Here is a 20,304-nt window from a genome sequence, read left to right on the forward strand (position 1 = left end):
GGGCGTTGTCCCCTCTCCCCCCTGGGGAGAGGGTTATTAATGCTAAACCTCCGCGGGTTCGAAACGCAGGATGTCCGGGGTCCGCATGTCGGCGGGGATCGGGGCGTCCTTGGCAGCACCACGCATGGCGGCGGGCGGGCGCGGCAGGCCGCTGCGGTCGCTGTAGTCGCGGGGCGGCGTCCAGGCCGTCGCCTCCTCGCGGTGCAGCATCGCCGTGCACAGCACGTCGAGCGCCGTCACCGCCGCCACCGCGCCCAGCGCCGTGGCGACGTTTTCCCGGCGCGGGTTGCCGTCGTGATGCGCCGATGCCAGCGTGGCGAGGTCCAGCGCGTCCCCGGCGACCCGTCCCCACATCCAGGGACGGGCATCGCCCATCGCCAGCAGGCCGACGCCGGTCGCCACCTCGCGCGCGCCATAGGTCCGGATCAGCCCGGCCTGCTCCTCCATCCCCATCCAGCGGGCGAGGCGGCGGGCGGCCACAAGTTCGGCGACGCCCAGCCCGATGCTGAACCAGCCCAAACCACGGGCCATCCGGTCGGCGGACGAATTCCTGCGGTAATACGCCATGGTGCGCCTCCCTGTTACGGCTTGAGCACGACCTTGATGCAGCCGTCCCGCTTGTCGCGGAAGGTCTGGTACATGCCCGGCCCGTCGGCCAGACCCACGCTGTGGGTGATGACGAAGGACGGGTCGATCTGGCCCTCCTGGATGCGGCGCAGCAGGTCGTCGGTCCAGCGGTTGACGTGGGTCTGGCCCATGCGCCAAGTCAGGCCCTTGTTCATCGACATGCCGAAGGGGACCTTGTCGATCAGCCCGCCATAGACGCCGGGGATCGACAGCGTGCCGGCGGGGCGGCAGACATACATCATCTCGCGCAGCACATGCGCCCGGTCGGATTCCAGGGCCAGCGCCTGCTTGGCGCGGTCGTACATGGAATCGAGCGTGGCGGTGGCGTGCGCCTCCATGCCGACGGCGTCGATGCACTTTTCCGGACCCTTGCCGCCGGTCAGCTCGTTCAGCCGTTCGACGACGCTTTCCTCCTCGAAATTGATGGTGATGGCGCCGCCGGCCTTGGCCATGGACAGGCGCTCGGGCACGCGGTCGATGGCGATGACCTGCTTGGCGCCCAGCAGGATGGCGCTGCGGATCGTCATCTGCCCGACCGGGCCGCAGCCCCAGATCGCCACCGTGTCGGTCGGCTGGATGTCGCACTGCGCCGCCGCCTGCCAGCCGGTGGGGAAGATGTCGCCGAGGAACAGCACCTGCTCGTCGGTCAGCCCGTCCGGGATCTTCACATGGGTGCGGTCGGCGAAGGGGACGCGCACATACTCCGCCTGCCCGCCCGCATAGCCGCCGGTCAGGTGGGTGTAGCCGAACAGCCCGGCGGTGGTGTGGCCGAACAGCTTGTCGGCCATCGCCTTGTTGCGGTTGGAGCGCTCGCAGACCGAATAGTTTCCGCGGCGGCACTGGTCGCACTCGCCGCACCAGATGGTGAAGGGAACGACGACGCGGTCGCCGACCTTCAAGGCGCTCTTGGCCTCGGCCCCGACGTCGACGACTTCGCCCATGAACTCGTGACCCAGGATGTCGCCCTTCTCCATGCCGGGCATGAAGTGGTCGTAGAGGTGCAGATCCGAACCGCAGATGGCGCAGGACGTGACCTTGACGATGGCGTCGCGGGGCTGCTCGATCTCCGGGTCGGGAACGGTGTCGTAACGGACGTCGGCGGTGCCGTGCCAGACCAGGGCTTTCATGGGGATGCTCCGCAGTAAGAAATGGGGCATTGGGAATGGGGCGGCGGGCCGGCACGTTCCGGCGATGCCGCCGGTAGGCCCGAACCGTGCCTGTCGCCGCCGTTTTCCGAAGAGGTGGGGTATCCCGAGTCCAACTGGATTCGACGCCCGAAGGTTCCGCCGTCGGGGGGCACCATCCCGGACGCTGCCCCGGCAGCGCCGCGCTGCGGTGCCGCAATTTCGTGCATAAGGTTTAATCAAATCGGAGCGCTGCCCGTTCCTTGAGCAATGCTGGATCGGCCGCCCAGCGTTTCCGCGCTGTTCCGGTTGGCACGCCGCTTGCTCAACAGTCTTGTATACAAGATTGGTGCGGCAGCCTGATGACCCAGCTTCCCGACAGCATCGAAGACAGCGTGATCTCCGCCATCCTGGGCGGCCGGCTGCGGCCCGGCACCCGGCTGGGCGAGGCGAAGCTGGCCGAGGTCTACGGCGTGTCCCGCACCCGCGTGCGCGAGGCGATGATGCGGCTGGAGACGCGCGGCATCGTCCATGTCAGCGCCCGGCGCGGCTGGTTCGTCGTGGAGCCCTCGGCGATGGAGGCGCGGGCCGCCTTCCAGGCGCGGCGGGTGATCGAGACCGGCATGCTGCGCGATCTGCACACGCTTCCGGGGGACGCCGTCGCCCACCTGCGCGCCCATGTCGAGGAGGAGCGCGAGGCGCTGCACACCGGCCATGTCGGCTCGCGCACCTGCCTGCTCGGCGACTTCCACATCCATCTCGCCCACGCCTTCGGCAACGCCTTCCTGACCGACATCCTGCGCGACCTGACCGCGCGCACGACGCTGGTCTCGATGCTCTACCAGTCCGACCAGGACGCCGCGGCGTCCAGCGACGACCACGCCGGCATCGTGACGCTGCTGGCCGACGGCGACTACGCCGGAGCGGCGCGGCTGATGGACGAGCACATCCGGCGCGTCGAGGACGGCCTCGACCTCGCCGCCGCCCCCGATCCCCTGGCCGGCCTGCGCGAGATCCTCTCGCCCGGCGCCCCCGCCTGACCCCTTTCACACAACCCATTCCATCCAGAACCGGCCCATCCAGCCAAAAAGGAGTTAGAGACATGAAGCGCAGGACCCTGCTCGCCCTGGCCGTCGCCGCCGTCGCCGGCCTGTCCATCGCCCAGGCCCCCGCGGCGCGGGCCGACGCCCTTCAGGACATCACCAAGCGCGGCACGCTGCGCGTCGCCGTCCCGCAGGACTTCCCACCCTTCGGCTCGGTCGGCCCGGACATGACCCCGCTCGGCTACGACATCGACGTGGCGAAGCTGATCGGCGCCAAGATGGGCGTGAAGGTGGAGCTGGTGCCGGTGACCAGCGCCAACCGCATCCCCTTCCTGCAGACCAACAAGGTCGATCTGGTCATCTCCAGCCTCGGCAAGAACGCCGAGCGCGAGAAGGTCATCGACTTCACCGACGCCTACGCGCCCTTCTTCAACGGCGTCTTCGCCCCGGCCGGCGTGACCGCCGCGAAGCCGGAGGATCTGGCCGGCAAGACCGTCGGCGTGACCCGCGGCGCCATCGAGGATCTGGAGCTGACCAAGATCGCCCCGGCCGATGCGGTCATCAAGCGCTACGAGGACAACAACGGCACCATCTCCGCCTTCCTGTCCGGTCAGGTCGAGGTGGTGGCGACCGGCAACGTCGTGGCGGCGGCGATCCTCGCCCGCAACCCGCCGAAGCGGCCGGAGCTGAAGTTCCTCATCAAGAACTCCCCCTGCTACATCGGCCTGAGCAAGGAGCAGCCGGCCCTGCTGGAGAAGCTGAACGGCATCCTGGCGGCGGCCAAGGCCGACGGCTCGCTGAACGCCATCGCGCAGAAGTGGCTGTCCGCCGACCTGCCGAAGGACCTCTGACGATAGCAGGGCCGGGACGCCGCGGGTGGCTTCGGCCCCCACGGCGTCCCGGCGTGTGGAGGGCTGACCGGAGGGCCGCATGACCTACCGCTTCGATTATTCGTGGATCGCCGAATACTGGCCCGTCATCCTGAAGGGGCTGGTGACGACGGTCGAACTGACTCTGATCGGCACGCTGTTCGGGGTGGCGCTGGGGATCGCCTGCGCCTGGACGCGGTCGCTCGGGCCGCGCTGGCTGCGCCCGCCGGTCGTCGCCTATGTCGAGCTGATCCGTAACACGCCCTTCCTGATCCAGCTGTTCTTCATCTTCTTCGGCCTGCCGTCGCTCGGCGTGCAGATGACCGAGTTCCAGGCGGCGGTCCTGGCGATGGTCATCAACCTGGGCGCCTACAGCGGCGAGATCATCCGCGCCGGCATCGAGGCGACCCCGCGCGGCCAGTTCGAGGCCGGGGCCAGCCTCGCCATGACGCGGTTCGAGACCTTCCGCCACGTCGTCCTGATCCCGGCGCTGCAACGGATCTGGCCGGCGCTGTCGTCGCAGATCGTCATCGTCATGCTCGGCTCATCGGTGGTGTCGCAGATCGCGGCGGAGGACATCACCTTCGCCGCCAACTTCATCCAGTCGCGGACCTTCCGCGCCTTCGAGAGCTATTTCCTGACCACCGGCCTCTATCTGCTGCTGGCGCTGGCCCTGCGGCAGGCGTTGCGCGGCGTCGGAAACAAGCTGTTCCCGCGGAGGGCCGCGCGATGATGACCTTCACCCTGTGGGACATCCTGCGCAACCTGCTGCTGGCGGCGCGCTGGACGGTGGTCCTCTCGCTCGTCTCCTTCATCGGCGGCGGGCTTTTGGGGATGGCGCTGCTCTATCTGCGGATCGGCAAGGCGCGGGCCGGGCAAATCTTCGTCCAGGGCTATGTCGAGCTGTTCCAGGGCACGCCGCTGCTGATGCAGCTCTTCCTCGCCTTCTTTGGGCTGGGGCTGTTCGGCATCGACGTTCCGGCCTGGCTGGCCGCCGGGCTGGCGCTGATCCTGTGGACGGCGGCCTTCCTGGTGGAGATCTGGCGCGGCTGTGTGGAATCGGTCGCCCGCGGCCAGTGGGAGGCGTCGGCCAGCCTCGGCATGGGCTACGTCCAGCAGATGCGCTACGTGATCCTGCCCCAGGCGGTGCGGGTCGCCGTCCCGCCCACCGTCGGCTTCTCCGTGCAGGTGGTGAAGGGCACGGCGCTGACCTCGATCATCGGCTTCGTGGAGCTGTCCAAGGCCGGCACGGTCGTCACCAACGCGACCTTCGAACCCTTCACCGTCTACGGGCTGGTCGCCCTGATCTACTTCGCGCTGTGCTGGCCCCTGTCCAAGAGCAGCCAGATTCTGGAAAGGAAGCTCAATGTCGCTCATCGCAATCACTGAGGTGAAGAAGCGCTTCGGCGACGTCGAAGTCCTGAAGGGGATCAACCTGGACGTCGAGCGCGGCGAGGTCGTCGCCATCATCGGCAAGAGCGGTTCGGGCAAGAGCACGCTTCTGCGCTGCGTCAACGGGCTGGAGATGATCGACGACGGCTCGATCATGGTGGCCGGCGCCCAGCTCATCAACGACGACCTCCATCTGAAGGCGCTGCGGCTGAAGGTCGGCATGATCTTCCAGCAGTTCAACCTGTTCCCGCACCTGTCGGCGGGGCGCAACGTCATGCTGTCGCAGATGGTCGTCAAGAAGACGCCGGCGCGCGAGGCGGAGGCGATGGCCCGCCGCATGCTGGAGCGGGTGGGGCTGGGCCACAAGTTCGACGCCTACCCCGACCAGCTTTCCGGCGGTCAGCAGCAGCGCGTCGCCATCGCGCGGGCGCTGTCCATGCAGCCGATGGCCCTGCTGTGCGACGAGATCACCTCCGCCCTCGACCCGGAACTGGTGAACGAGGTGCTGGCGGTGGTGAAGGAACTGGCCGCCGACGGCATGACGCTGATGATGGTGACCCACGAAATGCGCTTCGCCCGCGAGGTCTGCGACCGGGTCGTCTTCATGCACCAGGGCCGCGTGCACGAGATCGGCCCGCCCGAGGAGGTCTTCGGCAACCCCCGGACCCCGGAACTCCGGCAGTTCCTGGGGGCGCAACTGGTTGCCTGACAGCAAAAGGGCGCCGGTGGCATGACCACCGGCGCCCCTTCCCGGAAACGGATGATGGGGGCTCAGCGCGCTGCGGTTTTCTCGCTCACCACCCGCGGGGTGTCGATCATGTCGGCGACGAACTCCGCCAGACAGCGGTAGCTGAGATCCTTCAGGTGCAGGCCGTCGGTGCTCAGCACCTGATCGGCGGCGAAGTGGCGGCTTTCCAGCCACCACGCCATGATGCGGTAGCGGTCGAGCACCGGCACGTCGAGTTCGCGGCCGAGTGCCACCACGGTGGACGCGTAGGCGGGGTAGGACTCGACCTTGGCCTCGCCGGGGAAGGACTGCGGGTTCATCAGGATGACGTCGGCGCCGGTCTTGCGGATGCGGGCGATGCCGTCGCGCAGGGTGGCGGCGAAGGCGTCGAGCGGCACCTTCTGGAAGCTGTCGTTGGTCCCGACCTGCCAGACCACGAGGTCCGGCTTGGCGGCCAGCACGTCCTTGTCGAAGCGGACGAGGTTGGCCCCCGCCGTCTCACCACCGATTCCCTTGTTCAGGACCTGGATGGCCGAGGTGGCGTGACGCTGCTCCAGAATGGCGTCGAGCTGGGCGGGGTAGGTGGCGGTGATGGTGGTGGCCCCGACGCCTTCCGTGCTGGACGACCCCATAGCGACCACCGTCAGCGGCTGCCCGGCGGCCAGGGCGGCCCGGCTGTGCACCAGTCCGGTGGCGGCTGAATCCGCGCCGGGCGGGACCGGGCACAGCGCCGACGCGGCGGCGGCACCGCTCCACAACACCCAAGCGGCCATCAGTCCGCCAAGCACCCGTCCCGTCATGAGCCACGCTCCCCTGGTTTGCCTCGCCGAGGCACGCTGTCTGAGAGCCATGGTCCAGCGATCATGGTTAATGCATCGCTAAGCGAGGGGGCGGCTAACCCCATTTCGTTCCTCGTCAAAAGGGATGCTTTGCCGGGCTCGTCTGTATTCGGAATACGGACGAATAGGTGGGGGAGGCGTTATGACCAGGCACCATCTTCTGGATGGCCTGCGCGGCTATTTCCTCGTGTTCATGTTGGTGAACCACATCTGGTTCGACGGGGGAAACCCGGTTGCCCTGGTCAATCACAACCAACTCGCCTTCGTCGAGGACGCGCAGGGCTTCATCCTCATCTCCGGGCTGATCGTCGGGCTCTATTACGGCCGGCTCTACGCCGCCGGGCGGGACGAGGAGGCCGGGAAGCGCCTGCGCGCCCGCGTCTGGCAGCTCTACCTCTATTCGCTGGCGGTCTTCGCCGCCGTCGTCGCGATGGCGCTGCTGATCCCCGGCGCGCGCAGCGGCTGGGAGCCGCAACTGGGCAGCGCGCTCGGCCCGGCGCTGCCGGCGGTCCTGCTCCTGCTGCACCAGCCGGCGTTGATGGACATCCTGCCGCAATACATGCTGTACCTCGCGGCGTCGCCGCTGCTGATCCGCCTGACCCTCGCGGGCAAGGGCGGCGAGGTCATCGCGGGGAGCTTCGCCCTGTGGGCGGCGGTGCAGTTCGGCCTGCATCTGCCGCTGGCCGCCTCGCTGGAGGCGCTGGCCGGCTCGGTCATCCCGGACTTCGCCCTGCGCGGGCACTTCAACCCGCTGGCGTGGCAGATCGTGTTCGTCACCGGGCTGGTGATCGGCACGCTGATGGCGGCGGAGCGGATCGACCTTGCCCCCTGGCTGTCCCCCGACCGCACGCTGTTCGCCCGGATCGCGCTCTACGTCGTGCTCGCCTTCATGGCGTGGCGGCTGGCCTTCACCTTCGACCTCGTGCCGGAGGACATGGCGGCACGCTTCTGGAGCCTGCACGACCGCACCGAGTTCAGCCTGATCTTCCTGGTGAATTTCGCGGCGCTGGCCTTTCTGGTGACGTGGCTGCTGTCCGCCGGCGTCGAGGCGGCGTCCCCCGCCGCGCGCTGGGCGGGGCAGGCCCTGCAACGGCTCTTCCTGTTGCGCTTCCTGCGCTATCTCGGCGGCCATTCGTTGCAGGTCTATGCGTACCATGTCGTCCTCGCCTACGGGATCGTGCTGATCGATGAGGCGGTGCGGCCGGTGGGCGTGCTGGGCAAGACGGCCATCACGGTCCTGGCGGTTGCCAGCCTGGCGCTTCCGGCGTGGCTGCATGGGCGCGTCGCCGTTCCGGCGCCGCGGCGCGCGGAGGTCCGGCGCGCCATCACTTGACAACGTAACCGCGAAACCAAGCCGCCGCCGTGCTGTTCAACAGGACGGATGTGGGCGTTTGAGGTGACTTAGCCCTCTCCCCTCTGGGGAAAGGGAAATGCCGATGGCGTCTGCTCCCATCCATCGCTTCGCTTGGTTGAAGGCATGCATCTGGCTGATCTGTTCGTTGCGCTGCGGCACCAACTGGATCGAGACCCGAAAGAGACCGAACGCGCCGCGCAGCGCCTTGAATTCGCACCCGACGACGCGGATGGTGTGCTGCGCCGGTTGATGGTGTTGTTGGAGGCCGACGACGGCGCCGATGCTCTCAAGGCCTGGGTGGACACGTCCGACGAGGGGACGCCGCTGGACCGGTGTGTGCTGGCGGCCCAGGCCATCGACCAATGGTTCGCGCCGCTGGCCTCGCGCGTCCTGACGCAAAGCGCGCTGTCCGATGGCCATCTGCGGGCGCGGCAATGGTACAAGCGGCACGGGCGCTTCAACGGCGACGCCGCGGACGGCCAGCTCATCCTGCGGCTTGGCCTGTTCGACCGTTCGGTGAACATCCGGGAGGTCACGCCCCTATGTGAGTCCTTTGACGTGGCCGACCTGTTCCAAACCCTGCTCCTGCTGCCGCCGACCCTCGCGGCGGAGTGCCCCCACGGGGAGGACGGTGAACGGCCCGTCTCGCTAACCTTTCATCGTGTCGCCGAGGTCGCCGACCAGTGCCCCAGCGATCCCGATTGGGCGCCCATCGTCGGGGTCGTCCCGCTCGCGCTGGCCGAGGACGACCTCGCCCTGCGGACCTTCGCCAAGGATGGCGCGGACTGGTACGCCGCCGTTCCCGGCGACCTCGGCGCCCGTGCGGCGGCGGCCATCGACGCTCTGGCCGCCGCAGGGGCGGCCCTTATCGTCTTTCCCGAGGTGAGCGCTGATCCCGCGACGCTCGGCTCCATCCAGACGGCGGTGCGGCGGCAGGCTGTTGACGGCCCGATCCGCTACGTTCTGGTCGGAGTCCGTCAGGACGGGGAGGGCGATGCCAAGCCGCGCAGCACGGCGGTCCTGCTCGACCGGACGGGGGCCGAGATTTTCCGCCAGACCAAGCTGCACTGCTGGGATCTCGACGCCGACCAGTGCCGCTCCTACGACGTGCGCGGCCCGGACGGGCGGCCGCTCGACGCGGCGAAGGAGTTCATCGCGCCGGGGGACGGCATCACCATCGTCGAGCTGCCCAACATGGGCCGTCTGGCGGTGATGATCTGCGAGGATCTCGGGCGCGAGCAGCCGGCGGCGTGGCTCTGCCGGGCCAAGCTGCTGGACTGGATCGTCACCCCGGTGATGGACGCCGGCCTGACGGAGGAGCGGTGGCAGGCCCAGGCCGGCGACGAGTCCTCGCGCGCCGGGTCGTGCCGGGTGGTGGTGGCGAACAGCATGGCCGTCTCGCACCGCTTCAACCGCGTCTGCGACGCCGGCGGGGAGGAGGACAAGCGCATCACCGACTGCGGGGTGGCGCTGTTCTTCCAGCCGCGCGCCGACCCGGCGCAGTGTTCGCGCATCCGCCGGCTGTCGCTTCCCATCGACGCGCCGGACCCCGGTTATGTCGCGGCGCGCTGGGAGCCGCAGACTTGGCCGGAGCTGAAGGCCGAGGGCTGTCCATGAGCGGGGAAGCGTATCGGCCACTGGCCGATGGTATCCAGGACGCCGTCGCGGCCGGCCGCTGGGACGAGGCCGACGCGGACCTCGACACCTTGGCGGAAGAGGCGGCCCTGTGCCTCGTTCAGGATCGCACCGCCGATCTTGCCGCCCTGGCGCGGGAGGTTGCCCGCTGCCACACGGCGCTGGCCCTGCGCGAGGACCGCAGCCCGGAAGCGATGCATCGGCTGGGGCAACTCTGCGCCATCGCCGCGCTGGTCGCCGCCGGCCGGGCAAACCGGCCCGCCCGCAACGCGGCGGCGCTCGCCCAGGCCGGAACGCCGACCGCGGCGGTGCTGCGCGCATTGGCGGATGGGGCGAAGTCGGGGCCGGCGCTGGTCGAGGCGACGGGCCTGTCGCACGACGCGGTGGCCCGCGCCCTGCCGGAATTGCGCGCCGCCGGGCTGGTCCGCTCCTGGCCGGCCGGGCGGCTGGTGATGAATCAACGGACCGCCGCCGAGGCGTAGGGCGGTTTACTCCTTGGGCACCTCGCGCTCCAGCTCCTCCAGCCAGATGCGGGCGTTGCCGTCGGACGGCGCGCGCCAGTCGCCGCGCGGCGACAGGGAGCCGCCCGCCGTCACCTTCGGCCCGTTGGGCATGGCCGAGCGCTTGAACTGGCTGAAGCCGAAGAAGCGTTGGATGAAGACGCGCAGCCAGGAATGGATTTCGGCCAGCGTGTAGGCGCTGCGCTTCTCGACCGGATAGCCCGCCGGCCAGTCGCCGCGCGCCGGATCGGACCAGGCGTGCAGGGCGAGGAAGGCGATCTTCGACGGGCGCAGCCCGTAGCGCAGCGTGTGGAACAGGTGGAAGTCCTGAAGCTCGTAGGGGCCGACGACGGCTTCCGAACTCTGCAGGGCGCGGTCGCTGCCGGCGGGGACCAGCTCGGGCGAAATCTCGGTGGACAGGATGTCGCCCAGCGTGTCCAGCACCTCGTCCGGAAACTGGCGGGAGCCGATGACCCAGCGGATCAGATGCTGGATCAGCGACTTCGGGACGCCCGAATTGACGTTGTAATGGGCCATCTGGTCGCCGACGCCGTAGGTGCACCAGCCGAGCGCCAGCTCCGACAGGTCGCCGGTGCCCAGAACGATGCCGCCCCGCTGGTTGGCGAGGCGGAACAGGTAGTCGGTGCGCAGACCCGCCTGGACGTTCTCGAAGGTCACGTCGTACACCGCCTCGCCGCGGGCGAAGGGGTGGTCCATGTCCTTGAGCATCTGGTTGGCGGCGGGCCGGATGTCGAGTTCATGGTGCGACACGCCGAGCGCGCTCATCAGGCGCAGCGCGTTGCCCTTGGTCTTGTCGCTGGTGCCGAAGCCCGGCATCGTGAAGGCGAGGATGTCGGTGCGCGGCCGGTCGAGCAGGTCCATGGCGCGGGCGGCGACGATCAGGGCGTGGGTGGAATCCAGCCCGCCCGACACGCCGATCACGATGCGCGGCATGCCGGTCGCCCGCAGCCGCTGGACCAGCCCGGCGACCTGGATGTTGTAGGCCTCGTAGCAGTCGAGTTCCAGCCGCTCCTGCGCCGCCGGGACAAAGGGGAAGCGCGGGACGTTGCGGCGCAGCCCCAGGTCCCCGCCGGGGGGATCGACGCGGAAGGCGACCCGCCGGAAAGCTGTCCCGTGCAGGCGGCGGTTGTCGTCGAAGGTGCCCATGCGCAGCCGCTCCTGGCGCAGCACGTCGAGGTCGACGTCGGCGACGGCCATCTGCGCGCCCTTGGGAAAGCGCTCGGTCTCGACCAGCGTCTCGCCGTTCTCGAAAATCGACGCCTGCCCGTCCCAGGCCAGATCGGTGGTCGACTCCCCGGCCCCGGCGGAGGAATACAGATAGGCGGCGATGCAGCGCGCCGACTGCGACTGGCAGAGCAGGCGGCGGGTCTCCGCCTTGCCGATGGTGATGTTGCTGGCCGACAGGTTCGCAAGCACCGTCGCTCCGGCCAGCGCCGCCTCGGAGCTGGGCGGAACGGCGACCCAGAGGTCCTCGCAGATCTCGGCATGGACCACCAGCCCGTCCAGATCCTCCGCTTCAAACAGCAGGTCGGGGCCGAAGGGGGCGTTGAGGGCGCCGTCTTGGGCGCCGATGCGGATCGTTCCGCCCTCGGTGCCGGCGCCGGACGCGAAATGGCGGCGCTCGTAGAATTCCCGGTAATTGGGAAGATGGACCTTCGGCACCACGCCCAGCAACCGGCCGCGGTGCACGGCGACCGCCGTGTTGTAGACGCGGCCGGCGTGGCGCAGCGGCGCGCCGACGAGAATCAGCGGCATCAGGTCGCGCGACTGTTCCACCAGATGGACGACGGCCTTCTCCACGGCGTCGAGCAGGCAGTCCTGGAGGAACAGGTCGTCGATGGCGTATCCGGACAGCGCCAGCTCGGGGAACAGCGCGACGGCGACCGCCTGTTCGTCGCATTCCCGCACGCTGTCCAGCACCGCCGCGGCGTTCGCCATGGGGTCGGCGATCGTGCAGGGCGTCGTGCAGGCGGCGACCCGGGCCATCCCATGGCGATAGAGTGATCCAAAGCTCATGGTCCGAGCCGCGCCGTCAACCGTCATCGTGATCCTCTCCCAACCAATCCTGCGGTAAAGCACACAGGAGGGAAACCGGCGGAGGCCGCCGGTCGTCTCGCCCGCCGCATTCTGGCGGTTGCCGGCGCGGCGCTCAACCCATTGATCATGGCCCATTGATCTGGCCGACCGGTTATGGCCGATGGATTGGAGGAAGGATCAGGCCGTCTTCACCTCGGCGATGAAGGCGTCGACGCTGCCCTTGAGGGCCACGGCGCGGCCGGCCACCTCGCGGGCGGATTGCAGGACCTGCGCCGATCCGGCGGCGGTCGATTCGGAGGCGACGCGCAGCGTGCCGATGGTCCCGGTCACCTCCGCCGTGCCCTGCGCCGCCTGGACGGCGTTGCGGCCGATCTCGGCGGTGGCGGCCCCCTGCTGCTCGACGGCGGCGGCGACGGCGGTGGCCATCTCGTTCAGGCGGAAGATCACCGTGGCGATGGTCTGGATGGCCGACACGGCGCCGCCGATGGTCTCCTGCATCGCGCCGACCTGACCGCGGATCTCGTCGGTCGCCTGCGCCGTCTGGTTGGCGAGCTGCTTGACCTCGCTCGCCACCACGGCGAAGCCCTTGCCGGCCTCGCCGGCGCGGGCGGCCTCGATGGTGGCGTTCAGCGCCAGCAGGTTGGTCTGGCTGGCGATGCCCTGGATGAGGTCGATCACCTCGTTGATGCGCTGGCCGGATTCGGTCAGGGCGCCGACCCGCTGCTGGGCCTGCTGGGCCTGCCGCGTCGCCTCGTCGGCAAAGCCGCGCGCCTCGTTCATCTGGCGCGACACCTCCTGCACGGTGGAGGTCATCTCCTCCGTCGCGGCGGCGACCGTCTGGACGTTGGCGGCGGTCTGCTCGGCGGCGGCGCCGACGACGGTCATGCGCTCCGAGGCCTGCTCGGCCCCGGCGGACAGGGAGTTGGCGGTGGCCTCCAGCGCGGCGGCGGCGTCCTTCATGACGTGCAGGGCCTCACCGACCTCGCGGTCGAAGCGCAGGATCGTCGCGCCGACCGCCTCGGCGCGGTCGAGCTTGTGCCGGGCCTCGGCCTCCTGCTCCGCCTGGATGCGCTGGCGGTCGAGCGCGTTGTCCTTGAAGACGGCAAGCGCCCGCGCGATGTCGCCGACCTCGTCGCGGCGGTCGGCGCCGGTGATGACCACCGTCAGGTCGCCGCCGGCCAGACGGCGCAGGCAGGACACCGCCTCCACGATGGGTCCGACGATGCCGCGCGCCGACAGCCAGCGCCCGATCAGCCCGCTGGCGAGGATGCCGAGCAGGGCGACCGCGGCGATCAGCCAGGTGGTCCGGCCGGCCAGCGCCTCCGCCTCCTCGGAGATCCGCGCCGTCTTGGCGACGGTGAGGCCGTTGTAGTCCTGGACCGCCTGGATCAGGGTCTCGACCAGCTCCTGGCTGCCGGAGACGTTGTTCAGCACCTCGCGCCGGGCGTAGGTGATGCCCATGTCGGCGTGCTTCTTCGCCGCCGCCACCGTGTCGTCCAGGCTGCTGACATAGGCGGCGTATTTGCTTTCGATGCCGTCCAGCAGCGGCCGCTGCTGCGCATCGGCGCCGGCACGGGCGTGCTCCAGATGGGCGCGGACCTCGGCCTTGCGGTCGGCGACGACGGCCTCGATGGTGGCGACGCTGGCCGGATTGGCGCCCATCTGGTACTCGGCGCGGCTCAGCTCGACCAGATAGCGGTTCAGCCGGGCGCCCTGCGTCGCCTCGCGCCCCGCCTCCTCAACCCGGTTCAGCTCCCCGCCGAGCGTGGCGAGGCCGTAGCCGCTGACCAGGGCGGTGGACACCGATACGGTGCCCAGCACCACGACGATGCCGAGAATCTTCCCGGCGATTCGCACATTCTTCAACTGCATGTCGGCCTCGGTCGCGCCCGTTTGCGTGTCAGCGCGCTAAATCGATGCGGTGGATGGGTAAGCCGGCGTCGCCGGCGTCGGTGTTGGCGGCGCGGACGGCCCAGGCGGCGATCGCCAAGTCCTGGATGCCCATGCCGGTGGAGTCGAAGACGGTGATCTCGTCCGCGGCGGCGCGGCGGGGCGCCTTGCCCTCCAGCACGTCGCACAGCGTGCCGCGGATGGACTCGCGGGTCAGGCCATGCGCCAGCGCGTGCTGGCATTCGCCGAGTGCGGCGGCCTGCGCCCAGTCGTCCACCCAGACGGCGGCGCCGAGCAGGATCGCCGGGTCCAGCTCCTGCTTGCCGGCGGTGTCGGCGCCCATGGCGCAGATGTGCGTGCCGGGGCGGACCCAGCCGGCCTGGACCACCGGCTCGCGCGCCGTGGTCAGGGTGATGAGCACGTCGGCGCTCCGCGCCGCCGTCTCGGCGTCCACGACCTCGACAGGGACCGGCCCGGCGAAGGAGGCCGTCAGTTCCTCGGCCCGCGCGCGGTCGCGGTTGGCCACCAGGATGCGGTCGAAGCGGCGCACCAGCAGCGCCGCCTCCAGATGGTGCGCCGCCTGTCCGCCGGTGCCGATCAGGGCGAGCACCCGCGCGTCGGGCCGGGCCAGTTCGCGGATGCCGATGGCGCAGGCGGCGGCGGTGCGCAGCCCGGTCAGGTGGTTGGAGCTGACCAGCGCCGTCGGGCAGCCGGTCTCCGGATCGGTCAGCACGGTGGTGGACTGGTGGTTGGTCAGGCCGCGGGCGCGGTTGCCCGTCCAGTAGCCGCCGATCTTCAGCCCGAGCAGCCCGATGGCGAGGTCGCCGCCGGCCTTGATGCCGTAGACGTCCGGCCCCGGCAGCAGCCGTTCGCGGACCACCGGGAAGTTGCGCGCCTGCCCGCGGGAGACTTCGCGGAAGGCCATGTCCATGGCGTCGATGGCGTCAGCGGGGGACACCAGACGGCGGGCGGCGGTTTCATCGATGACGATCATTCTTTTACTCCAGCCGCATCCAGCACCAGCCGCGACAGCGCGTCGTCCGGCTTTTCCATCCGTGCCATGATCGAGAAGTGATCCTCCCCGGCCAGCGTGTGATAGGAGCAGCGCGAGCCGCGGCCCCGGCACAGCGTGGCGAAGTCGCGCGACTGGGCGATCCAGGCGGGCGTCTCCGCCGAACCGACGACGACCGTCAGGGCCGTGGCGGTGGACGGCGGGTGGCGCATCGGGCTGACCCCGTCGACCATCTCCGGGCGCAGCCCGATGGTCTCGTTGACGGTGATGTCCAGCACCGGCGCCAGTTCGTAGATGCCGCTGATCAGGACGGCGGCCTTGATGGCGCCGTCCTCCAGCCGGTCCGCACCGGCGTCGTCGGCCAGCGCCAGGGCGATCAGATGCGCCCCGGCGGAATGGCCCGACACGGTGAGGCGGTCGGGATTGCCGCCCAGCGCGGCCGCGTTGCGGTGGATCCAGCGCAGCCCCTCGCGGGTGCGCCGCGCGATCTCCGGCAGGGCCGCCGCCGGGCACAGGTCGTAGTTCATGACCACGGTCGTGACGCCGCGCGGCACCAGCGCGTCGGCGACGTAGCTGTAGTCGGCCTTGTCGCGCCCGCGCCAGTAGCCTCCGTGCAGGAAGACGTGCAGCGGGGCGCCGGGTGCGGCCGCCGGAAACACGTCGAGCGTGGAGAGCGGGCTGTCGCCATAGGCGATATCGTACCGTCCGGCGTTCCGTTCCCGAGCGGCGCGGCTCAGCGCGGCGGCGCGCTCGGCGTGGCGCGTGAAGTCGGGGACGGAATGGCGGGGGTTGTACTGCCACTCGTGATCGTCAGAAACGACTGACACGATGGGACCTCCTGGGTTCCGGAGAAGGGGGGCGCTCAGACCAGATCCATCAACTGGGTCCACAGCTGGTGCCGCTTGGCGACGTATTCCGGCGTGTCGCGCAGCGCCTCGCCCAGGCTGGCGCGCGGGCGCGGGATGTCGATGGGCACGATCTCGCGGATGCGGCCGGGGCGGGGCGACATGACGACCACCCGGTCGGCGAGGCAGACGGCCTCGTCCACGCTGTGGGTGACGAAGAGGATGGTCTTGCCCATGCGCTCGGTCAGGCCGAGCATCTCGTTCTGCAAAATCTCGCGGGTCAGCGCGTCGAGCGCGCCGAACGGCTCGTCGAGCAGCATGATCTCCGGCTCGATCGCCAGGGCGCGGGCGATGCCGACGCGCTGCTGCATGCCGCCGGAGAGCTGGTGCGGGAAGCGGTCGCCGAAGCCCTTCAGCCCGACGGTGGCGAGCACGCGCTCCGTCGTCTCGCCGTGGCGGGCGGCGGGGATGCCCTTGGCCTCCAGCGCGAAGCCGATGTTTTGGGCAGCGGTCAGCCAGGGCAGCAGGCCGTATTGCTGGAAGACGAAGCCGCGGTCGTGGCCGGGGCCGGTGACCGGCTTGCCGTCGATGCGGATCTCGCCGCTGGTCGCCGTCTCCAGCCCCTGGATGATGCGCAGCAGCGTGGTCTTGCCGCAGCCGCTGGGCCCGACGAAGGCGATGAACTCACCCTCTTCCACGTCCAGGTCCACGCCGTCGAGCGCCGTCATCGACGGCCCTCCGGACACCGGGAAACGCTTGGTCAGGTTGCGGACGGACAGCTTGGGCATGGGACGGCACCGGGTCTTGAAGCGGGACGGCGGGCGGAATGGGGCAAAGCGGGGGAGGGGGCCGGCGGTGCGACGCCGGCCCCGGCAGGATTACGGCTGCTTGTAGGTGCCGATCTCCGCCAGCACCTCCTGGACGATGCTGGTGTCCAGCACCTTCTCGGCCGGGTGGACGGCCTTCTGCAGGCCGCCTTCGACGTTCAGCTCCTGCATGTACTTGGCCTGATCGGCGGTGACGGTGCCGTTCGGGTTCCAGATGCCGCCGACCTTGTAGAACTCGTAGAACTCGGCGAGCTGCTCGTCGTTGTAGTCGAAGTGCTTCTTCGCGACGTCCAGCGCGCCCTTCTCGTTGTCGAAGATCCAGCGGGTCGCCTCCAGCTCCGCCTTGACGAAGCGCTTCAGCACGTCGCGCTTCTTGGCGATGGTCGCGTCGTTGACGTCCCAGGGGGTCATCACGTAGTTGGGCAGTTTCTTGGAGACGACGAACAGCACCTTGGCGTTCTTGTCGTGCGCGGCCTTCGGGTCGTAGTTGGAGACGGTCGCGTCGATGGTGCCGGTCAGGATGCCGTTGATGCGGGCCGAGGAACCCTTCAGCGAGACCCACTGCACCGACTTGATCTGGTCCTCGCTCATGCCGGCCTGGCGCATCAGGGCGGTGATGACGACGTGCGGCAGCGAGCCGGGGGAGGAGATGCCGACCTTCTTACCCGGCAGGTCGGTGACGTCCTTCACGCCCGACGCGGCGTTGGCGTAGAAGGCGTAATGCAGGCCGGTGTGGACGCCGCCGATGGTCTTCAGCGTGCCGCCCTTGTCGGCCGCCGCCAGCGTCTCCGACATGCCGGCCTGGCTGACGTCCAGCTCCCCGGCGATCAGCGAGCGCACGGGGATGGAGCTGTCGGCGATGTGCACCAGCTCCACGGTCAGGCCGTTCTTCTCGTAGAAGCCCTGGTCCTGCGCGACGAACTCGACGAGGTTCAGGAACATCTTGGCCGGCATGCCGATCTTCAGCGCGTCGGCGGCGAGCGCGGCGGTGCTCATCGCCACGGAGAAGGCACCCGCCAGCAGGGCGGCCTTCAGCGAACGGGACATCATGCTCATGATCCCTCTTCCTTCCTCAATCCGGTGTGGTGTGGGGCGCGTGTGGTGTTGGGGGGCGGGCCGCTCTCAGCGGCGGCGCCAGCGGCCGAAGCGCTCTTCGACCTTCTGAACGAGAACCGTCAGCGCGTTGGCGAGCAGGGCCACCACCAGGACCGGGGCGAAGGCCTTGGCCGTCTCGAACGCGTTGGTGTAGTTGATGATCAGGCCGCCGAGGCCGGAAATGGAGGTCAGGAACTCCGCCACGATCATCGCGATGATGCCGCGGCCGAGCGCGATGCGCAGGCCGCTCGCCACGTAGGGCAGGGCGTAGGGTGCGATGATCTGGCGGTAGACCATGAACCGCGAGGCCATGAAGGCCTTGCCGATGTCCAGATAGTGCCGGTCCACATTCTTCACGCCGGTGACCGTGTTGATGATCACCGGGAAGACCGCGAACAGGATGATGATCGTGATCTTGGCCAGGAAGCCGATGCCCACCCACAGCATCAGGATGGGGATCAGCGCCACCAGCGGCATGGCGTAGAGCGCGTTGATGTAGGGATCGAGGATCACCTCCACCGTGCGGTTCGTGCCCATCGCGAAGCCGACCACGATGCCGATGACCGAGGCGATGACGAAGCCCAGGACGAAGGTCGACATGCTGTCGAGCGTCGCCGAGAACAGCTCGCCGTTCAGCAGCAGCTCCCAGGTCGCCACGGCGATGTCGCTGGGCACCGCGACCAGCAGCTTGTTGGCGTCGCGCGCCGCGAATTCCCAGACGGCGAGCAGCAGGACCAGCGTGCCGAGTTGCAGCAACCGCTCGCGGCGCCTCTGCCGGTTGGGATCGGACGCCGCCTCAGGCTCGCCGGCGCTTTTTGAAACGGCGCTTGCTTGTGCACTCCGCTGCACGCCTGCCTCCTGTGTGCGAGGTAATGGTATGGTGTGGTGGGTGTGGCGTTCGCCGCTATGGGCCGCCGCCTTGGACTGCGTTGATACGTATGCTAATCGAAGGTGGTAGTGTGGCGCAAGCAGATCGTCATACTGTCTGACAAGAAGAGAAATTTTATGTCAAATTTGTCGATAAATATTGTTCGCGTCGCCGCTCCCCTGCGCCAGCAGGTGATCGACCTGTTGCGCGCGGCCATCGCCGACGGGCGCTATTCGCCCGGCGACCGGCTGGTTGAGCGCGAGCTGTGCGAGACGTTGCAAGTCAGCCGCCCGATCCTGCGGGAGGCCCTGCGTCAGTTGGAGGCGGAGGGGCTGGTCCACAACGTGCCCCAGCGCGGGCTGGAGGTGGTGACCCTGACGGCGGAGGATGTCCGGCAGATTTATCAGGTGCGCGGGGCGCTGGAGAGCCTCGCGGCCGCGGAGTTCGTCGCCCGGGCCAGCCCGGAGCAATGGGCGGTCCTCGCCGACGCCATGGCGGCCTTCGAGGCGGCGGCGGCGGAAGGCGTGCCGTCGCGCATCCGCACGGCGAAGACCATGGTCTACGACACGCTGATCGCCGGTTGCGGCAACCCGACGATGGCGCAGATCCTCAAGGCGCTGCACAACCGCATCCAGCTTCTGCGCGGGGTGTCGCTGGCGGAGCCGGGGCGGCTGCCCAACACGATCCGCGAGATCCGCGAGATCTACGAGGCGATGACCGCCCGCGACACGGTGCGCACGTGCGAGCTCTACAACGAGCACATCGCCAGCGCCGCCCGCGTCACCATGCAGGCTTTGGCTGCCGGACGATAAGGGCGGGGGCCACGGTGGAAAATCAGGCGCCGCCGATGCCCTCGGTGAAGGTCTCGCCGGTCCTGGGGTCGATGTCCTCGCCGGTACCCGGCGTACCGGGCGCGGCCTCGTCACGGTCGCTGGCTGGTTTCTGGTTGTCAGGGTCGTAGCTGCGCGGGGGATGGATGCCGGCGTCGTCCGGCTTCTTCGGGTCGCTCATGCGCCACCTCTGCGAAAGGATTGCAACCTTCCCGTCAACAGGGGCGGGGGCGTATCCTCACGCGCACCGGCAACGCACCGACAGGGAGGGGACACGCCATGACGACCGCCAAAAACACCATCTGCCTCTGGTATGACAAGGACGCAGAGGCCGCGGCCCGCTTCTACGCCACCGTCTTTCCCGACAGCGCGGTGGGCGCCGTTCATCGGGCGCCAAGCGATTACCCGTCCGGCAAGGCGGGCGACGTGCTGACGGTTCAGTTCACCGTTGCCGGCATTCCCTGCCTCGGCCTCAACGGCGGGCCGACGTTCAAACACAACGAAGCCTTCTCGTTCCAGATCGCCACGGACGACCAGGAGGAGACCGACCGCTACTGGAACGCCATCGTCGGCAACGGCGGGCAGGAAAGCGCCTGCGGCTGGTGCAAGGACCGCTGGGGCGTCTCCTGGCAGATCACGCCGCGCGTGCTGACCGAAGCGCTGGCGGCCGGCGGCGACGAAGCCAGGCGCGCCTTCGCGGCGATGATGGGCATGACGAAGATCGACGTCGCCACGATCGAGGCCGCGAGGCGCGGCTGACGATCCCCGG

21 protein-coding genes are annotated in these 20,304 nt (G+C 69.2%); 10 read left to right on the top strand and 11 right to left on the bottom strand.

What is annotated here, in order from left to right; all coding sequences use genetic code 11:
• Positions 1-42: 42 nt before the first annotated feature.
• Entirely contained in the window at positions 43-567 is a 525-nt protein-coding gene (locus AMK58_RS14175) for a hypothetical protein (protein WP_035677598.1), read from the bottom strand.
• Between the two features lie 14 nt (positions 568-581).
• A complete protein-coding gene (locus tag AMK58_RS14180; RefSeq protein WP_035677596.1) occupies positions 582-1,754 on the bottom strand; it encodes a zinc-dependent alcohol dehydrogenase in 1,173 nt (390 codons plus the stop codon).
• Between the two features lie 359 nt (positions 1,755-2,113).
• On the opposite strand from AMK58_RS14180, the gene AMK58_RS14185 reads away from it, so the two are divergent.
• From AMK58_RS14185 to AMK58_RS14205, 5 genes are all read left to right on the top strand, one after another.
• A complete protein-coding gene (locus tag AMK58_RS14185) occupies positions 2,114-2,791 on the top strand; it encodes a GntR family transcriptional regulator (protein ID WP_035677593.1) in 678 nt (225 codons plus the stop codon).
• Positions 2,792-2,853: 62 nt separating this feature from the next.
• Positions 2,854-3,645, top strand: coding sequence for a transporter substrate-binding domain-containing protein (locus AMK58_RS14190; protein ID WP_035677591.1), 792 nt, complete (start codon positions 2,854-2,856; stop codon positions 3,643-3,645).
• 79 nt (positions 3,646-3,724) lie between these two features.
• On the top strand, positions 3,725-4,396 hold the full coding sequence (locus AMK58_RS14195) for an amino acid ABC transporter permease (RefSeq protein ID WP_035677589.1): 672 nt from the start codon (positions 3,725-3,727) through the stop codon (positions 4,394-4,396).
• Positions 4,393-5,052 carry an amino acid ABC transporter permease gene (locus AMK58_RS14200; RefSeq protein WP_059399088.1) on the top strand — a complete coding sequence of 220 codons (660 nt, stop codon included), beginning with the start codon at positions 4,393-4,395 and terminating at the stop codon, positions 5,050-5,052. The genes AMK58_RS14195 and AMK58_RS14200 overlap by 4 nt, the downstream gene beginning before the upstream one ends.
• A complete protein-coding gene (locus tag AMK58_RS14205) occupies positions 5,030-5,764 on the top strand; it encodes an amino acid ABC transporter ATP-binding protein (RefSeq protein ID WP_035677587.1) in 735 nt (244 codons plus the stop codon). Before AMK58_RS14200 ends, AMK58_RS14205 begins: the two co-directional genes overlap by 23 nt.
• Positions 5,765-5,826: 62 nt before the next feature.
• Here AMK58_RS14205 and AMK58_RS14210 read toward each other — a convergent pair whose 3' ends face one another.
• Positions 5,827-6,582 carry an SGNH/GDSL hydrolase family protein gene (locus tag AMK58_RS14210; RefSeq protein WP_051140521.1) on the bottom strand — a complete coding sequence of 252 codons (756 nt, stop codon included), beginning with the start codon at positions 6,580-6,582 and terminating at the stop codon, positions 5,827-5,829.
• A 181-nt stretch (positions 6,583-6,763) separates the two neighbouring features.
• On the opposite strand from AMK58_RS14210, the gene AMK58_RS14215 reads away from it, so the two are divergent.
• The 3 genes from AMK58_RS14215 to AMK58_RS14225 all read left to right on the top strand — a co-directional run bounded on the left by AMK58_RS14215 (position 6,764) and on the right by AMK58_RS14225 (position 10,092).
• Positions 6,764-7,954, top strand: a complete 1,191-nt coding sequence (locus AMK58_RS14215; protein ID WP_051140520.1) for an OpgC family protein — start codon at positions 6,764-6,766, stop codon at positions 7,952-7,954.
• 144 nt (positions 7,955-8,098) lie between these two features.
• Positions 8,099-9,592 (top strand): carbon-nitrogen hydrolase family protein, encoded by a 1,494-nt coding sequence (locus AMK58_RS14220; protein WP_035677584.1) that lies wholly within the window; start codon positions 8,099-8,101, stop codon positions 9,590-9,592.
• Positions 9,589-10,092, top strand: coding sequence for a hypothetical protein (locus AMK58_RS14225; RefSeq protein WP_059399089.1), 504 nt, complete (start codon positions 9,589-9,591; stop codon positions 10,090-10,092). Before AMK58_RS14220 ends, AMK58_RS14225 begins: the two co-directional genes overlap by 4 nt.
• 6 nt (positions 10,093-10,098) lie before the next feature.
• On the opposite strand, the gene AMK58_RS14230 is transcribed toward AMK58_RS14225, so the two are convergent.
• The 7 genes from AMK58_RS14230 to AMK58_RS14260 form a co-directional block, all read right to left on the bottom strand.
• The gene (locus AMK58_RS14230; protein WP_035677570.1) at positions 10,099-12,147 is read right to left on the bottom strand and encodes an NAD(+) synthase; all 2,049 of its coding nucleotides are present in this window, start codon (positions 12,145-12,147) and stop codon (positions 10,099-10,101) included.
• 198 nt (positions 12,148-12,345) lie between these two features.
• A complete protein-coding gene (locus tag AMK58_RS14235; RefSeq protein ID WP_051140519.1) occupies positions 12,346-14,040 on the bottom strand; it encodes a methyl-accepting chemotaxis protein in 1,695 nt (564 codons plus the stop codon).
• A 28-nt stretch (positions 14,041-14,068) separates the two neighbouring features.
• Complete coding sequence (locus AMK58_RS14240) at positions 14,069-15,052, bottom strand: ornithine cyclodeaminase family protein (protein ID WP_059399090.1); 984 nt, start codon at positions 15,050-15,052, stop codon at positions 14,069-14,071.
• A complete protein-coding gene (locus AMK58_RS14245; RefSeq protein WP_035677568.1) occupies positions 15,049-15,897 on the bottom strand; it encodes an alpha/beta hydrolase in 849 nt (282 codons plus the stop codon). The genes AMK58_RS14240 and AMK58_RS14245 overlap by 4 nt, the downstream gene beginning before the upstream one ends.
• Positions 15,898-15,932: 35 nt before the next feature.
• Complete coding sequence (locus AMK58_RS14250; RefSeq protein WP_014197869.1) at positions 15,933-16,703, bottom strand: ABC transporter ATP-binding protein; 771 nt, start codon at positions 16,701-16,703, stop codon at positions 15,933-15,935.
• A gap of 90 nt (positions 16,704-16,793) precedes the next feature.
• Positions 16,794-17,798, bottom strand: a complete 1,005-nt coding sequence (locus tag AMK58_RS14255) for an ABC transporter substrate-binding protein (protein ID WP_035677562.1) — start codon at positions 17,796-17,798, stop codon at positions 16,794-16,796.
• A 66-nt stretch (positions 17,799-17,864) separates the two neighbouring features.
• Positions 17,865-18,686, bottom strand: a complete 822-nt coding sequence (locus AMK58_RS14260; protein ID WP_079285764.1) for an ABC transporter permease — start codon at positions 18,684-18,686, stop codon at positions 17,865-17,867.
• Between the two features lie 156 nt (positions 18,687-18,842).
• On the opposite strand from AMK58_RS14260, the gene AMK58_RS31840 reads away from it, so the two are divergent.
• Entirely contained in the window at positions 18,843-19,517 is a 675-nt protein-coding gene (locus AMK58_RS31840) for a GntR family transcriptional regulator (RefSeq protein WP_035677560.1), read from the top strand.
• 22 nt (positions 19,518-19,539) lie between these two features.
• On the opposite strand, the gene AMK58_RS30900 is transcribed toward AMK58_RS31840, so the two are convergent.
• The gene (locus AMK58_RS30900; protein ID WP_167555914.1) at positions 19,540-19,716 is read right to left on the bottom strand and encodes a hypothetical protein; all 177 of its coding nucleotides are present in this window, start codon (positions 19,714-19,716) and stop codon (positions 19,540-19,542) included.
• A gap of 98 nt (positions 19,717-19,814) precedes the next feature.
• On the opposite strand from AMK58_RS30900, the gene AMK58_RS14270 reads away from it, so the two are divergent.
• On the top strand, positions 19,815-20,294 hold the full coding sequence (locus AMK58_RS14270) for a VOC family protein (protein ID WP_035677558.1): 480 nt from the start codon (positions 19,815-19,817) through the stop codon (positions 20,292-20,294).
• The last annotated feature ends 10 nt before the right edge of the window (positions 20,295-20,304 follow it).

Source organism: Azospirillum brasilense (genome assembly GCF_001315015.1).
GTDB lineage: Bacteria > Pseudomonadota > Alphaproteobacteria > Azospirillales > Azospirillaceae > Azospirillum > Azospirillum brasilense.

Bases quoted from the DNA above. Each gene is read 5' to 3' on its own strand.
- AMK58_RS14175 (WP_035677598.1), bottom strand. From the start codon at position 567: ATGGCGTATTACCGCAGGAATTCGTCCGCCGACCGGATGGCCCGTGGT.
- AMK58_RS14180 (WP_035677596.1), bottom strand. From the start codon at position 1,754: ATGAAAGCCCTGGTCTGGCACGGCACCGCCGACGTCCGTTACGACACC.
- AMK58_RS14185 (WP_035677593.1), top strand. From the start codon at position 2,114: ATGACCCAGCTTCCCGACAGCATCGAAGACAGCGTGATCTCCGCCATC.
- AMK58_RS14190 (WP_035677591.1), top strand. From the start codon at position 2,854: ATGAAGCGCAGGACCCTGCTCGCCCTGGCCGTCGCCGCCGTCGCCGGC.
- AMK58_RS14195 (WP_035677589.1), top strand. From the start codon at position 3,725: ATGACCTACCGCTTCGATTATTCGTGGATCGCCGAATACTGGCCCGTC.
- AMK58_RS14200 (WP_059399088.1), top strand. From the start codon at position 4,393: ATGATGACCTTCACCCTGTGGGACATCCTGCGCAACCTGCTGCTGGCG.
- AMK58_RS14205 (WP_035677587.1), top strand. From the start codon at position 5,030: ATGTCGCTCATCGCAATCACTGAGGTGAAGAAGCGCTTCGGCGACGTC.
- AMK58_RS14210 (WP_051140521.1), bottom strand. From the start codon at position 6,582: ATGACGGGACGGGTGCTTGGCGGACTGATGGCCGCTTGGGTGTTGTGG.
- AMK58_RS14215 (WP_051140520.1), top strand. From the start codon at position 6,764: ATGACCAGGCACCATCTTCTGGATGGCCTGCGCGGCTATTTCCTCGTG.
- AMK58_RS14220 (WP_035677584.1), top strand. From the start codon at position 8,099: ATGCATCTGGCTGATCTGTTCGTTGCGCTGCGGCACCAACTGGATCGA.
- AMK58_RS14225 (WP_059399089.1), top strand. From the start codon at position 9,589: ATGAGCGGGGAAGCGTATCGGCCACTGGCCGATGGTATCCAGGACGCC.
- AMK58_RS14230 (WP_035677570.1), bottom strand. From the start codon at position 12,147: ATGAGCTTTGGATCACTCTATCGCCATGGGATGGCCCGGGTCGCCGCC.
- AMK58_RS14235 (WP_051140519.1), bottom strand. From the start codon at position 14,040: ATGCAGTTGAAGAATGTGCGAATCGCCGGGAAGATTCTCGGCATCGTC.
- AMK58_RS14240 (WP_059399090.1), bottom strand. From the start codon at position 15,052: ATGATCGTCATCGATGAAACCGCCGCCCGCCGTCTGGTGTCCCCCGCT.
- AMK58_RS14250 (WP_014197869.1), bottom strand. From the start codon at position 16,703: ATGCCCAAGCTGTCCGTCCGCAACCTGACCAAGCGTTTCCCGGTGTCC.
- AMK58_RS14255 (WP_035677562.1), bottom strand. From the start codon at position 17,798: ATGAGCATGATGTCCCGTTCGCTGAAGGCCGCCCTGCTGGCGGGTGCC.
- AMK58_RS31840 (WP_035677560.1), top strand. From the start codon at position 18,843: ATGTCAAATTTGTCGATAAATATTGTTCGCGTCGCCGCTCCCCTGCGC.
- AMK58_RS30900 (WP_167555914.1), bottom strand. From the start codon at position 19,716: ATGAGCGACCCGAAGAAGCCGGACGACGCCGGCATCCATCCCCCGCGC.
- AMK58_RS14270 (WP_035677558.1), top strand. From the start codon at position 19,815: ATGACGACCGCCAAAAACACCATCTGCCTCTGGTATGACAAGGACGCA.